17 protein-coding genes are annotated in these 13,099 nt (G+C 72.1%); 8 read left to right on the top strand and 9 right to left on the bottom strand.

What is annotated here, in order from left to right:
- The 3 genes from ABR571_RS01100 to ABR571_RS01110 all read right to left on the bottom strand — a co-directional run.
- Positions 1–317: DUF222 domain-containing protein (locus tag ABR571_RS01100; RefSeq protein WP_409451335.1), on the bottom strand; the 317-nt coding region annotated here is incomplete at its 3' end.
- Positions 318–636: 319 nt separating this feature from the next.
- Positions 637–1,047 carry a PPOX class F420-dependent oxidoreductase gene (locus ABR571_RS01105; RefSeq protein WP_409451336.1) on the bottom strand — a complete coding sequence of 137 codons (411 nt, stop codon included), beginning with the start codon at positions 1,045–1,047 and terminating at the stop codon, positions 637–639.
- A gap of 7 nt (positions 1,048–1,054) precedes the next feature.
- The gene (locus ABR571_RS01110) at positions 1,055–1,471 is read right to left on the bottom strand and encodes a CoA-binding protein (RefSeq protein WP_409451337.1); all 417 of its coding nucleotides are present in this window, start codon (positions 1,469–1,471) and stop codon (positions 1,055–1,057) included.
- Positions 1,472–1,495: 24 nt separating this feature from the next.
- Between ABR571_RS01110 and ABR571_RS01115 the strand changes: the two genes are divergently transcribed.
- Entirely contained in the window at positions 1,496–2,023 is a 528-nt protein-coding gene (locus ABR571_RS01115) for a YbaK/EbsC family protein (protein WP_409451338.1), read from the top strand.
- A 1-nt stretch (position 2,024) separates the two neighbouring features.
- Positions 2,025–3,068: a zinc-dependent alcohol dehydrogenase family protein gene (locus ABR571_RS01120; protein ID WP_409451339.1), complete on the top strand. Its 1,044-nt coding sequence runs from the start codon at positions 2,025–2,027 to the stop codon at positions 3,066–3,068.
- Here the strand turns inward: ABR571_RS01120 and soxR are convergent.
- Entirely contained in the window at positions 3,065–3,523 is a 459-nt protein-coding gene (gene soxR, locus ABR571_RS01125) for a redox-sensitive transcriptional activator SoxR (protein ID WP_409451340.1), read from the bottom strand. The two genes, ABR571_RS01120 and soxR, sit on opposite strands and share 4 nt — an antisense overlap.
- 49 nt (positions 3,524–3,572) lie before the next feature.
- Here soxR and ABR571_RS01130 point away from each other — a divergent pair, with 49 nt between their 5' ends.
- Together ABR571_RS01130 and ABR571_RS01135 are read left to right on the top strand one after the other, a co-directional pair.
- A complete protein-coding gene (locus ABR571_RS01130; RefSeq protein ID WP_409451341.1) occupies positions 3,573–4,280 on the top strand; it encodes an SDR family NAD(P)-dependent oxidoreductase in 708 nt (235 codons plus the stop codon).
- Positions 4,277–5,287: an S-adenosylmethionine:tRNA ribosyltransferase-isomerase gene (locus ABR571_RS01135; RefSeq protein WP_409451342.1), complete on the top strand. Its 1,011-nt coding sequence runs from the start codon at positions 4,277–4,279 to the stop codon at positions 5,285–5,287. The genes ABR571_RS01130 and ABR571_RS01135 overlap by 4 nt, the downstream gene beginning before the upstream one ends.
- A 3-nt stretch (positions 5,288–5,290) precedes the next feature.
- Here the strand turns inward: ABR571_RS01135 and hisN are convergent, their stop codons facing one another.
- Positions 5,291–6,073 carry a histidinol-phosphatase gene (gene hisN, locus ABR571_RS01140; protein ID WP_409451343.1) on the bottom strand — a complete coding sequence of 261 codons (783 nt, stop codon included), beginning with the start codon at positions 6,071–6,073 and terminating at the stop codon, positions 5,291–5,293.
- 22 nt (positions 6,074–6,095) lie between these two features.
- Between hisN and ABR571_RS01145 the strand changes: the two genes are divergently transcribed.
- Together ABR571_RS01145 and ABR571_RS01150 are read left to right on the top strand one after the other, a co-directional pair.
- Complete coding sequence (locus ABR571_RS01145) at positions 6,096–6,383, top strand: DUF2087 domain-containing protein (RefSeq protein WP_409451344.1); 288 nt, start codon at positions 6,096–6,098, stop codon at positions 6,381–6,383.
- On the top strand, positions 6,376–7,560 hold the full coding sequence (locus ABR571_RS01150) for a pyridoxal phosphate-dependent aminotransferase (protein WP_409451345.1): 1,185 nt from the start codon (positions 6,376–6,378) through the stop codon (positions 7,558–7,560). The genes ABR571_RS01145 and ABR571_RS01150 overlap by 8 nt, the downstream gene beginning before the upstream one ends.
- Positions 7,561–7,645: 85 nt before the next feature.
- Here ABR571_RS01150 and tsaA read toward each other — a convergent pair whose 3' ends face one another.
- A complete protein-coding gene (gene tsaA / locus ABR571_RS01155; RefSeq protein ID WP_409451346.1) occupies positions 7,646–8,056 on the bottom strand; it encodes a tRNA (N6-threonylcarbamoyladenosine(37)-N6)-methyltransferase TrmO in 411 nt (136 codons plus the stop codon).
- A complete protein-coding gene (locus ABR571_RS01160) occupies positions 8,053–8,898 on the bottom strand; it encodes an MOSC domain-containing protein (protein ID WP_409451347.1) in 846 nt (281 codons plus the stop codon). The genes tsaA and ABR571_RS01160 overlap by 4 nt, the downstream gene beginning before the upstream one ends.
- 55 nt (positions 8,899–8,953) lie before the next feature.
- Between ABR571_RS01160 and ABR571_RS01165 the strand changes: the two genes are divergently transcribed.
- Positions 8,954–9,952, top strand: coding sequence for an XdhC family protein (locus tag ABR571_RS01165; RefSeq protein ID WP_409451348.1), 999 nt, complete (start codon positions 8,954–8,956; stop codon positions 9,950–9,952).
- On the opposite strand, the gene rsgA is transcribed toward ABR571_RS01165, so the two are convergent.
- Together rsgA and aroA are read right to left on the bottom strand one after the other, a co-directional pair.
- Entirely contained in the window at positions 9,942–10,922 is a 981-nt protein-coding gene (gene rsgA / locus ABR571_RS01170) for a ribosome small subunit-dependent GTPase A (RefSeq protein WP_409451379.1), read from the bottom strand. The genes ABR571_RS01165 and rsgA overlap by 11 nt on opposite strands.
- Positions 10,919–12,184, bottom strand: a complete 1,266-nt coding sequence (aroA, locus tag ABR571_RS01175; RefSeq protein WP_409451349.1) for a 3-phosphoshikimate 1-carboxyvinyltransferase — start codon at positions 12,182–12,184, stop codon at positions 10,919–10,921. Before aroA ends, rsgA begins: the two co-directional genes overlap by 4 nt.
- An 18-nt stretch (positions 12,185–12,202) precedes the next feature.
- Here aroA and ABR571_RS01180 point away from each other — a divergent pair, with 18 nt between their 5' ends.
- On the top strand, positions 12,203–13,096 hold the full coding sequence (locus tag ABR571_RS01180; RefSeq protein WP_409451350.1) for an SCO6745 family protein: 894 nt from the start codon (positions 12,203–12,205) through the stop codon (positions 13,094–13,096).
- The last annotated feature ends 3 nt before the right edge of the window (positions 13,097–13,099 follow it).

The following is a 13,099-nucleotide window of genomic DNA, read 5'->3' on the forward strand; positions in this document are numbered from 1 at the left end:
GCGTGCATGAAGGTGATCGACCCGTCGGTCAAGCGGTCGAGGGTCTGCGGTAGGCGCCCGACCAGCGCGACGGCGTCCCGCAGCCGTGCGGCCGCGGTGGCCGGCGCGAGCGACAAGACGCAGGCGACCTCTTCACGCACCCACTCATTGGCCCGGTGATCGGCATCGCCGTCGCCGGCCAGCACGGCCAACGTGATTTGGGCCTGGGCGTCGATCGCCGACCGCGCGTGCTCGAGCTGTTCGAGGAGGTCCAACCGCTCGTCGTGGGAGAGTTGGCGCGGATCGACCCCTAGTACCGAATCGATCACGCCGTTCATGAGTTCGATATTACGTCGGATCACCGACGGAAACGGGGGTCAATCATCGCCTGCAGCCCTGCATGTCCGAGATCGTGCGCAAGACGTAGCACGCCGGTCGGGCTGCGGAAACCGGTCGGTAACGACGGTTCGCGATCGTGAACGCACTGCAGTCGCCGACGAGAGGTGACGATCGATGGCCGTACGTGACCAACGACGCGTGGGTCCGCTCGCTCGGTCGGCCGGACGCCATCGACGAGATCGCCGACCAGTTCGAGCGGCCGGTCGCGGCGGTCGGGATGGAGTCGTTCTGGTCGCGCGAGCAGGCGCGCAGGCGCAGTCAGCCGCTGACCGTCGGACCGACCCGTTCCATCGCGAACCGCACGATCACGCGTTGGTCGCGCTCCATCGCGGCGCGGTAGTCGTCCCAGTCCGGATGCTCGCCGCTTATGCCGCGGTAGTAGTCGATGAGCAGGTCCATGGCGTCGGGCAGCGCAACGATCTCGGCGGTGCCCTCGACCTGCACGAACTCGCCGTAGAAGCGCTGGGTGAAGACCATGACCGACACCCGCGGGTCCCGGCGCAGGTGCTTCACCTTCATCGCTGTTTCCCGCGTGCTGATGATGACCCGGCCCTCGGCGTCCAGTCCGGCGGTGACGGGCGACAGCGACGGCCGGCCGTCCTTGCGGAAGGTTGCCATGACGGCGTTGTGGTTCTCGCGGATGAACGCCTGAGCGGAGGCGAGGTCCACGCCGACCTCAGAACCGCGGCGCGTCGAGGCCCAGTCGACGCTGCTCGACCAACAGGCACCTGTTCTCGACGTACAACAGACCCGCCTCCTCCGCGATCCGCCGCGCCTCTTCGGACTCGATGTGCAGTTGCAACCATAGGGCGCTCGCGCCGGTCGCGACCGCTTGCCGGGCGAAGTCCGGGGTGTGGCCGGACGGGCGGAACAGGTTCACCAGCCCCGGTGGCGGCGCGTCGGCGAGCGTCGCGTAGGCCGTCTCGCCGAGGATGATCCCGCCGCGCGGATTGACCGGCACGATGCGCCACCCGCGCTGCTGCATGTGCTCGGGCACGTAGTGGGCGGGCTTGGCCGGCGCATTGCTGGCGCCGACGACAGTGATCGTGTCGTAGCCGGAGAGGATCTTGTGGACCGTCGCGTCGGTGTCCATGGCCTTCACAGTACGGTCGGGTGCGTGACCGGACCCGGGACCCTCGACTGGACGGCAGCGGCTGATCATCTCGTCGCGGCGCCAGTGGCGTCCGCGCTCGCCGCGTGGGGACGCACGGACGTGCTGGCCGCGCCCATCGACCCGTCACTGGCCGACACGGCCGCCTTCTGCGAGCAGTACGGCGTAGCCATGGAGGACTCGGCCAACTGCGTGGTGATCGCGGGCCGGCGCGGCGAGATCACCCGCTACGCCGCGTGCGTCGTCCTCGCGACGACCAGGGCCGACGTCAACGGCGTGGTACGCAAGCGGCTGGACGCCCGCAAGGCGTCCTTCGCGCCGATGGAGGACGCGGTCACCCTGTCCGGCATGGAGTTCGGCGGCATCACACCGATCGGTCTGCCGGCGGCGTGGCCGATCCTGATCGATTCCGCCGTGCTCGCGCGCGACGTGGTGGTGATCGGTAGCGGCATGCGGCGCTCGAAGATCGCGCTGCCCTCGGCGGCGCTGGCCGAGCTGTCCGGTGCCGAGGTCGTCGAGGGCCTGGCCTCCTGACATGCGCGCGGTGGTGGTCGACGCGTTCGGCGCACCGCCGCAGGTGCGTGACGTGCCGGAGCCGACGTGCCCGGCCGACGGCGTCGTGATCGACGTGCGCGCGACGGGGTTGTGCCGCAGCGACTGGCACGGCTGGATCGGTCACGATCCCGAGATTCGGCTGCCACACGTGCCCGGGCACGAGCTCGCCGGCGTCGTGGTCGAGGTGGGCGCCAACGTAACCCACGCCCGTGCGGGGCAGCGGGTCACCGTGCCGTTCGTCTGCGCCTGCGGCGTGTGCGCGACGTGTCGCGCCGGCGCGCCGCAGGTGTGCAGCGACCAGTTCCAGCCCGGCTTCACCGCGTGGGGCTCGTTCGCCGAGCGCGTTGCGATCCCGCGCGCCGACTTCAACCTGGTGTCGCTGCCCGACGAGCTGGACTTCGTCACAGCGGCGGGTCTCGGCTGCCGGTTCGCCACGTCCTACCGGACGGTGATGGCACATGCACGGGCCCGTCCCGGCGACTGGGTGGCGGTCTTCGGCTGCGGCGGGGTCGGCCTGTCGGCGACGATGATCGCGGCCGCCTATGGAGCGCGGGTGATCGCCGTGGATGTCTCCCGCGCGGCGTTGGAGCTGGCGGCCCGGTGCGGCGCCCGCGAGCTGGTCGACTCGTCGGCCACCGACCCGGTCGAACGGATTCGCTGGATCACTGGGGGCGGCGCGCACGTGGGCATCGACGCGCTGGGGAGCGCGGGCGTCGCTCAGGCATCGCTCGCGTCCTTGCGTCCGCGCGGCCGCCACGTCCAGGTCGGTCTTCTGGCGGGCGCGGATGCCACAGCAGCCCTGCCGATGAACCGGGTGATCGCCGCCGAGCTGGAGATCTACGGCAGCCACGGGATGGCGGCCGCGGACTACCCGGTGATGCTTGCCGACATCGCGTCCGGTCGCCTGCAGCCCGGCGTACTCGTCACCGGACGGATCGGCCTGGACGAGTTGGCCGGCGCCGACGGCGCCCTGGCGAGGATGGGGGACAAGCCGCCGACCGGCACGCTTGTCGTGGAGCCCTAGGCCGGCGGCCGTAGGGGAGCGGGTAGGTAGACCGCGCCCCGCCCGCGGTGGGCCGCCAGGTCGCCCGGATTCTGCATTGCGCACTTCTTGAGCGACAGGCATCCGCAGCCGATGCAGGAGTCGAGGCCGTCGCGCAGCCGCTCGAGGGCGGCGATCTGGTCGTCCAGGCGGGTGCGCCAGGTCCGGGACAACCGGGCCCAGTCCGCACGGGTAGGGGTCCGCCGGTCGGGCAGCGTGGCCAGCGCGGCCGCAACCTCGTCGAGGCTCAGCCCGACGTTGCGGGCCGCGCGGATGAAGGCGAGCCGCCGCAGGACGTTGCGCTCGTAGCGGCGTTGGTTGCCCGTCGTGCGTGTCGCGTGGATGAGGCCTTCGCGTTCGTAGAACCGGAGCGCCGACGGTGCGAAACCGCTCCGGTCGGCGACTTCGCTGACTGTGAGCAGGTCGATCGTGCGCAATGCGACGTCTCCTTGACTTGAAGTTGACTTTAGCTATAACCATGGTCGCATGACGAAGACAACGCAACCAACAGCTTTGATCACCGGCGCCTCGAAGGGGCTGGGCCGAGCCCTGGCCCGTGCGCTGTCCGAGCGCGGCTGGCACCTGGTCATCGATGCCCGCAGCTCGGCCGCCTTGAGCGCCACCGCGGCCGACCTTCCGTCCGTCGTCGCCATTCGGGGTGACGTCATCGACGCGCTCCACCGCAACGCGCTCGCCGCGGCAGTACGGGACGCCGGGCGCCTGGACCTGCTGGTGAACAACGCGAGCGACCTCGGGCCCAGTCCCATGCCGTCGTTGAGCCGGTACCCCCTGGACGCGCTGCGCGCCGTGTATGAGACCGACGTGGTGGCGCCGCTCGGCCTGGTGCAACTGCTGCTGCCTCCGCTCCGATCCGCGGACGGAGTTGTGCTCAACATCAGCTCCGACGCCGCCGTCGAGGCCTATCCCGGCTGGGGCGGGTACGGGTCGGCCAAGGCCGCCCTCGACCATGCGAGCGCGGTCCTCGCCGTCGAGGAACCGGACCTGCGGGTGTACGCCGTCGATCCCGGCGACATGCGCACCGACATGCACCAGGCGGCGTTCCCCAGCGAGGACATCAGCGACCGTCCCGGGCCGGAGACCGTCGTGCCCGCCCTGCTGCGCCTGCTCGACGGGCGGCCGGCGTCCGGTCGCTACCGTGCCGCGGACTGGGCCGCTACGGCGGTGACGCCGTGAAGACCTTCGACCTGCCGCGCGGCCTCGAGGCACCTGGGCCGCCGACCGTTCGCGACGGGGTCCGTCTGCTAGTGGCGTCGCCCGGCGGGATCGAGCACGCGCGATTCGCCCAACTCGGTGACTTCCTCTCGCCCGGCGACCTGATCGTCATCAACACCTCGGGCACGCTCGCCGCCGCGGTGGACGGGCTTCGGCCGGACGGCCGGGCCGCCACCGTCCACTTCGCGACCGCGCTGGACGACGGCGGTTGGGTCGTCGAGGTCCGCCCGGCCGGCGAGGCCACCGGACCGGTCGCCGACGCCTGCCCGGGCGAGGAGATCGGGCTGCCCGACGGGGTGCGGCTGGTGCTCCTGGCGCCGTACCCGCCCGGCCAGCGGCGGCTCTGGGAGGCGCGCATCGGCGTCGAGGGCGGCGTGCCCGCGTATCTGGCCCGGCACGGCCGGCCGATCCGGTACTCGTACGTCTCGGCGCCACTGCCGTTGACGGACTACCAAACGGTGTTCGCCCGCGAGCCGGGCAGCGCGGAGATGCCGAGCGCCGGCCGGCCGTTCACCGCCGAGCTGGTGACGGAACTGGTCAGCCGGGGGATCGGCATCAGCCCGATAACGCTGCACACCGGTGTGTCGTCCCAGGAGGCCGGTGAACCGCCCCAGCCTGAGCGATTCGCGGTTCCGGAGACGACCGCCCGCGCCGTGAACATGACCCGAGCCTGGGGTGGACGCGTCATTGCCGTGGGGACGACGGTGACCCGGGCACTCGAGTCGGCCGTCGACGGCGGCGGCGTCGTGCGCGCGCTCTCGGGCTGGACCGGACTGGTGCTCGGCCCGCAACGTCCGGCGACGGTGGTCGGCGGGTTGATCACCGGCTGGCACGCTCCGGGCGCGTCCCATCTGGACCTGCTCGAGGCGGTGGCCGGTGCCGGCCTGGTCGACCGCGCGTACACCGAGGCGCTGCGGGCGCGCTACCTCTGGCACGAGTTCGGCGACAGCTGCCTGCTGCTGCCGTGACCGCTACGTCGTGAGGGCCGCGAGCAGCGCGTCGTGAAGCAGGCCGTTGGTCGCGGCGACGTTCCCCTCGTGCACACCGTCGACGCCGTTGAGCCCGGTGAACCGCCCACCGGCCTCGGTGACGACCGGCGCGAGCGCGGCCATGTCCCAGAGCGACAGCTCGGGCTCGACCGCCAGGTCGACGGCACCCTCGGCGAGCAGCATGTACGACCAGAAGTCGCCGTAGGCGCGGGACCGCCAGACGCGCTCGGTCAGAGCGACGAACGGCTCGCGCAATCCGAGCGCGGTCCAGCCGGAGACCGAGGCGTAGGACAGGCTGGCGTCCTCGAGGGCCGCGACGCGCGACACCGACAATCGCCGCGGACTCGCCGTTCCGACCTGGACCCATGCGCCCGTACCGCGGGCCGCCCACCACCGGCGTCCCAGGGCCGGCGCCGAGACGACGCCGACGACCGGCTCGTCGCCGTCCAGTAGCGCGATCAGGGTCGCCCAGACCGGCACACCACGGACGAAGTTCTTGGTGCCGTCGATCGGGTCGACCACCCAGCGGCGGGGTCCGGAACCGGCCGCGCCGAACTCCTCGCCGGAGACCGCGTCGGCCGGGCGCTCGGCCGACAGCATGTCGCGCACCGTGCGTTCGACGGCCGTGTCGGCGTCGGTGACCGGCGTGAGGTCCGGCTTCGCCTCGACGACGAGGTCGCTGGCGCCGAACCGCTCGGTGGTGATGGCGTCGGCGGCTGCGGCGATCCGCTGTGCGAGGTCGAGATCGGCGGCATAGTCGGGCACCTCGGCAGGCTACCGTCGGACCGTGTCCGAGCCGCCGACGACCGCCGAGATCGAGAAGGTCCTGCGCTCCTACCTGTGTGACGGCCGCCTGACGGCCATGCCGCGCGGGGGTCGCAAGCGGCAGATCGTGCTCGAGCATCTGGTCCAGCGCTTCGAGCCGGGGCGCCGCTACTCCGAGGAGCAAGTGAACGTGGAACTCGCCGACTTCGGGAACGACGTCGCCGCCCTGCGCCGGTACCTCGTCGACGCCGGGCTGCTCGATCGTGCGGCCGGCGAGTACTGGCGGATCGGCGGCCCGGTCGATGTCTGAGCCGCCAGCCGCGACGAACGCCCGCTTCCGCCTCGCCCAGCGCGGCGGCGTGCCGCCCTTCCACGTCATGCGTGTGATCGATGCCGTGGTCGCGCGCCGGGCCGCAGGACTTTTCGTCATCGACCTGTCGGCCGGCCAGCCGTCGACGCCGGCGCCGACGTCGGTCCGTGCCGCCGCCCAGCGCGCGATCGACACCGATCGCATCGGGTACACCAACGCCCTCGGCATCCCGCCACTTCGCGAAGCGATCGCCCGGCACTACCGAGAGCGCGTCGGCTTCGACGTCGACCCGGCCAACGTCGCAGTCACGACCGGCTCGTCCGGCGGCTTCCTCTACACCTTCCTGTCGGTCTTCGACGCCGGCGACTCGGTCGCGATGGCCCGGCCGGGATATCCGGCGTACCGCAACATGCTGTCGGCCCTCGGTTGCCGGGTGGTCGAACTGCCCTGCGGCCCGCAGACGCGGTTCCAGCCGACGACCGCGCAGTTGGATGCACTGGACGAGCCGCCGGCCGGGTTGGTCATCGCGAGCCCAGCGAATCCGACGGGGACGATGGTCGTGCCCGAGGAGCTGGCGGCTCTGGTGGCGTGGTGCGACGCGCATGGCACCCGGCTGGTCAGTGACGAGATCTATCACGGCATCACCTTCGGCACGCCGGCCAGCAGCGCGTGGTCGTACGGGCGCAATTCGATCGTCGTCAACTCCTTCTCGAAGTACTTCTCGATGACCGGCTGGCGGATCGGGTGGCTACTCGTGCCCGACGATCTGCTCGACCCGATCGACCGGCTGGCGGGCAACTTCACGATCTGCCCCCCGGCGCTGTCCCAGCTCGCCGCCGTCGCGGCGTTCGACGCCTACGACGAACTCGACGCCAACGTCGCGCGGTACGCCGACAACCGGCGACGGCTGCTCGAACTGCTGCCCGCTATCGGTCTCGACCGGCTTGCTCCGGCCGACGGTGCGTTCTACATCTATGCCGACGTGTCGCGGTGGACCGACGATTCCCTCGCCTTCTCGGCGCGGCTGCTCGACGAGGCCGGTGTGGCCGTGGCCCCCGGCGTGGACTTCGATCCCGGCGAGGGCGGACATTTCGTCCGCATGTGCTTCGCCGGGGACGGCGACGAGATCGAGCAGGCCGTCGGCATCATGGGCGAGTGGCTGGGTCGGCAGGGCTGAGCGGCCTTTCCGGCATCCATGAAGCTGCCTCAGCTGTGGCCCGAGCTGATCTGCTGGCGGCAGGGCCTCACCGATCGGCTGACGGTCACCGTTCGTCGATCGCGCCGAGCACGGGTTTGAGGTCGATGATCGGCGTGCCGTCGATCGCTTCCAGGCCACTCACCCGGACCGACGCGCCGTCGATGGCGAGGACGCGCACCCGGTGCAGACCCACCGGGTTGGGGCGGTCGGGCGACCGGGTGGTGAACACGCCCTGCGCCGGCCGGTCGCGGTCGCCGCGCGGGTGCACCGAGAGCGCCGCGCGGTCCGCCTCGTGCAGCCACGTCAGGACGATCAACTCGTCACCGACCGCCAGGCCGGCGAGTCCCGCGCTGGCCTCCGGGTCGATCAGCAGGGCCGCATCGGGCGCGCCCTCGTCGCCCTGCCGCGGCGCGTCGGCGCGCGAAGCGAGCTCGCTCGACACCCGGCCGATCGGCCGCACGCGGAACTCGGTCACCGGGGCGGCCCGTCGGGTGCGGGTACCGCTTCGAGGATCTCGACCTGGTCACCGACCGAGATCGTTACGCCGGGGTTGTCGGGGACGAGCTGCATGCCGAACCAGGTGGCGCCGTCCCACTTGCGGTGCCGCGCGAGCGTGGCGATCGGCTCCTTCCCCTTGGTCGCCGTGTCCGGGTCGGTCAGCGTCATCGCACACCGATCGCAACCCTTCACCGCGCGAAACAGCGCCGGACCGATCCGTACCCGGCGCCAGCCGTCCTCCTCCCACGGCCCGGCCCCGTCGATCACCAGGTTGGGCCGGAAGCGGGTCATCGGCAGCGGGCCCTCGTCGGCGAGCGGGCCTTCGGCGATCCAGTCGTTGACGGCAGACAGCGAGGCGGTGGTGGCGGCGAGCAGGGGGTAGGCGTCGGCGAACGACACCAGGTCGGTGGGCCGGGTGAGGCGCGGATTGGGGTGCCGACCGGTCGGGTCGTGCAGGTGCACGAGCCGGACCGGCTCGCCCGCAAGCTTGCTGAACCAGGCGTGGGCCTCGGCCGCGGCGGCCACTCCGACGACGGGAATGGTGAATACCTTGACGTCGACCGTCCGGGCCGGGTCCGGCACGTCCACGGACAGGGCCGGCAGGTCGGGGCTGCTGAGTTCCAGACCGCCGTCGTCGCGCAGCTCGGCGGTGACGAGAAGCATCCTGGGGTGTTCGCGGGCGGTCACGCAGACGCCGTCCTCGTCGACGACCATCCAGCGGCGGTCGCCGGCCAGCCCCCACGGCTCGACGGTCGCCTGCTGCAGCGATTGCCCGCGGCACGACTTCACCGGAAAACGGTTCATGCTCTGCAACGCCATGGGCACTCGTCCGAGCCTAATCGCGGCGCAACGCATTTCGGGGGACGATGGCGCGGTGTACGACATCGCCGCACAGGTACGGAAATGGCTCGACGACGGGCGCGCGGTCGACCTCGCCACGGTGATCGCCACGCGCGGATTCAGCTCCCGGACGCCTGGCGCGGCGATTGCGTGGACGGGCCAGGAGTCGGTCGGGCGACTGGACGCCCCGCTCGCCCCGAGCGCCATCCGGGGTTCCGGCCTGGTCGACGTCGAGATCTCCGAAGCGGATGCACTGGCGGCGGGGCTGGCCTGCGGTGGGACGGCGACCCTTCTCGTCCGGCCGGCGGCCGAGTACCCGCGCGAACTGTGGGACCGGCTGGAGAACCGCGAACCCGTCTGTCTCGTGACGCCGGTGGGCTCGGGGGCGCCGGCCGCACTCGGCACGACGACGCTGCTGACGCCGGCCAGCATCCGCGACGCCTACGGCTACGCCGACCCGGTGCCGCGCCTGTTCGGCCGGGGGACGACCGCGGTCACCGTGGTCGAAGGTGATCCACGCACCGTCGCTGTCGCGTACTGGCCCGTCCCGAGGCTGGCGGTGGTGGGTGAGGGGCTCATCGCGGAGGCGCTGGAGGGCGCCGGAGCGCTGCTGGGCTGGTCGGTGCAGGTGGTGCCCGATGCCGATGCGGCGGTCGCTGTGGCGAGGGACCTGCACGCCAGCGATGCCTTCGTGGTGCTGAGTCACGACCGGGACGTGGACGGCCCCGCGCTGGCCGCCGCGCTCGACGGCGGGGCTGGTTACGTGGGCGCGCTCGGGTCACGGCGCACCCAAGCTGCCCGTCGGGACTGGCTCACCGACTTCGGGGTGAGCGAGGCCGACCAGGACCGGATCCACGGGCCGGCCGGGTTGGACATCGACGCCCACACACCGGCCGAGATCGCGATCTCCATCGTCGCCGAGATCGTGGCCGGCCGGTCGTCGGCCGGTGGCGGCGCGTTGCGCGATCGCCGCGGTCCGGTGCACGTCGGCGGCGTGCATGCGCCCCCGCCCCGCTACGGGGTCAGCGGCTGACGAGCAGCTGCCGGAAGGCGGCCAGCCGGGCCGGCGTCGAGTGCCCCTCGGCGACCCATTGATCGAGGTGGCAGCCCACCTCGCCGGCGCCGTGCTCGCAGCCGGGCAGGCACTGCACGGCGCCGTCCTCGAGATCGGGAAAGGCCCACAGCAGGTCATCGGCCGTGACGTGGGCCAGCCCGAAGGACCGCACGCCCGGCGTATCGACGACCCAGCCCTCGTCGTCCGGTAGCCGCAGCGCCACCGCCGACGACGACGTGTGGCGGCCCTTGCCGATGGCGCTGACCACGCCGGTCGCCCGGTAGGCCGTCGGCACCAGCGCGTTGATCAGCGTCGACTTGCCGACCCCGGAATGCCCGACGAATACGGTGATGTGGCCGGTGAGGTGCGAACGGACCTCGTCCAACGGGCCGCCCCGCTGCGTCACGACGGCTGGAATCGAGAGTGCCTCGTACCGCTCGAAGACGGGCTCGGGCGAAGCGAGATCGGATTTGGTCAGGCACAGGATCGGCTCGACGCCGGCCGCGAGTGCCGCGACGAGACACCGGTCGATGAAGCCGAAGGACGGTTCCGGGTCGGCGAGGGCGGACACGATCAGCAACTGGTCGGCGTTGGCGACGATCACCCGCTCGTGCGGATCGTTGTCGTCGGCGGTGCGGCGCAGGACGGTGTCCCGCTCGTCGACGCGCACGATCCGCGCGAGGGTGTCGTGCGCCCCCGACAGGTCGCCGACGACACCGACCCGATCGCCGATGACCATCGACGTGCGACCCAGCTCGCGGGCCTTCATCGCGGTGACCTCGGCGCCGTCGATCATGACGCCGTACCGGCCGCGGTCGACCGAGAACACCATCCCCGTCTCGGCGTCGTCGTGCGCGGGCCGCTGCTTCGACCTCGGCCGGGTGCCACGCGGGTTCGCGCGGGAGCGGACGTCGTCCTCGTCCAACTCCCGTCCGCGCGCCAAGGTCAGCTGTCCAGCAGCGCGGACCACATGCGCGGGAAGTCGGGCAGGGTCTTGGTCGTGCAGTCGATGTCGTCGACGGAGACGCCGTCGATCACCAGTCCCAGGACGGCGCCGGCGGTGGCCATCCGGTGGTCGGCGTAGGCGCGCCACTCGCCGCCGTGCAGCCGGCGCGGGGTGATTGTCAGGCCGTCGGCATGTTCGGTGACGTCGCCCCCCAGGCGGGACAGCTCGGTGCTCAGCGCGGCCAGCCGGTCGGTCTCGTGCCCGCGCAGATGACCGATCCCGCGCAGTGAGGACGGCGACTCGGCGAGTGCGGCGATCACGGCGAGCGTGGGCGCGAGCTCGCCGACGTCGTGAAGGTCGGCGTCGAGTCCGACGACCGTTTCGCTGCCCGTCACCGTCAGCGTCGTGCCGTCATAGGTGACTTCGGCGCCCATGGCACCGAGCAGGCGGGGAAGGGCGGCGCCGGCCTGGGTAGTAACCGCGGGCCAGTGCGGGACCTGGACCGTCCCGGCTGTCACGAGGGCGGCGGCGAGGAAGGGAGCGGCGTTGGACAGGTCCGGCTCCACCACTCGGTCGGCGGCCGCCACCCGGCCGGGCGCGACGCGCCAGACGCCAGGCGCGATCTCGCCCGCTTCCACGCCGGCCTCGCGCAGGACGAAGAGGGTCATCTCGATGTGCGGCTGGGACGGCACCTGCTCACCGCCGGTGTGGGTCACCTCGAGGCCCTTGTCGTAGCGGGCGCCGGCGAGCAACAGGCCGGACACGAACTGCGACGACGCCGATGCGTCGATCTGTACCGCGCCGCCGGTCACCGCGCCGCGGCCGAGCACGGTGAACGGCATCCGGCCGCGGTCGCCGTCGTCGACCTCGACCCCGGCCTGTCGCAGGCCGTCCAGAAGCGTGGCCATCGGGCGCTGCCGGGCGTACTCGTCGCCGTCGAAGACCACCGGTCCGTCGGCCAGCGCGGCCACCGGCGGAACGAAACGCATGACCGTTCCGGCCAGGCCGGTGTCGACGTGGCCCCCATGCAGGGGACCGGGAGTGACGACCCAGTCCGGGCCGTCGCCGGCGACGTCGACACCCAACGTCTGGAGGGCACCGGTCATCAACCGGGTGTCACGCGCCTGCAGTGGGGCGATCAGCCGGGACGGCCCGTCGGCCAGCGCCGCGAGCAGCAGCAACCGGTTGGTGAGCGACTTGGAACCGGGAAGCGGCACGCTCGCGCGCACGGGTCCGCTCGCCCGCGGGGCCGCCCAGCTGTGCATGCCGACAGTCTGCCGCAGATGCCGCACCGAGTAGACGTGCGGCATCGTGGACCGGTGCATCCGGCGCGCCGGTCGTGGACCCTGCTCGAGCCCGTCCACGCCCTGACCTACTTCGCGCCACACGCGCGCGCAGCCACCGAGTCTCTCGGACTACGTGGCTTTTGGCGCGGGTACTTCGCCGGCCGGCTGTGCCCCCTTGGCGCAGTCGATGCGGCTCCGGCGACCGCGGTGCTGTTCGGGTTCGCGCCGGCGATGGTTGCGCGCGGGGTGCCCGGGATCTGGCGGACGGCCGATCCGTGGTCGGTCCTGAGGGCCCGACTCGAGGGGGTGGACCGCGCATTGCGTTCGTTCTGGGACATCGACGATCCGGCGTTGGCGCGGACCGGTGAGTTGCTGCGCCGGGCCGTGGCCGGCGCGCCTCCCGCCGGACGGGTCCTGTTCGCTGCCAACGCGGCGCTGCCCTGGCCTGAGCACCCTCATCTTGCCGTCTGGCATGGGTGCACGGTGCTGCGAGAGCACCGCGGCGACGGCCACGTCGCCGCCCTCACGGCCGCCGGGCTTGATGGCTGCGAGGCGCTCGTGTCGCATGCAGCGGCGGGCGGCGCTCCGGTGGACGCGCTGCAGTCCAACCGCGGATGGACCGACGAGGAGTGGTCGGCGGCCGCGCGCCGGCTGACCGAGCGTGGTTGGCTGGCTGGCAACGAGCTGACGGAGGTCGGTGCGGCCGGTCGGCAGGCGATCGAGGAAGCGACGGATCGCGGCGCGGAACGCGGGTTCGCGACGCTGTCCGCCGACGAGCGGCGGGAGCTGGACGCGCTGCTCGAGCGACTGGCGGGGCCGGTCGTCGACTCGGGCGTGATCCCGTATCCCAATCCGATGGGCGTTCCCCGTCCTGTCCGAAGCACCGCCTAGGGT

It is taken from the genome of Jatrophihabitans sp. (assembly GCF_046262535.1).
GTDB lineage: Bacteria > Actinomycetota > Actinomycetes > Mycobacteriales > Jatrophihabitantaceae > Jatrophihabitans.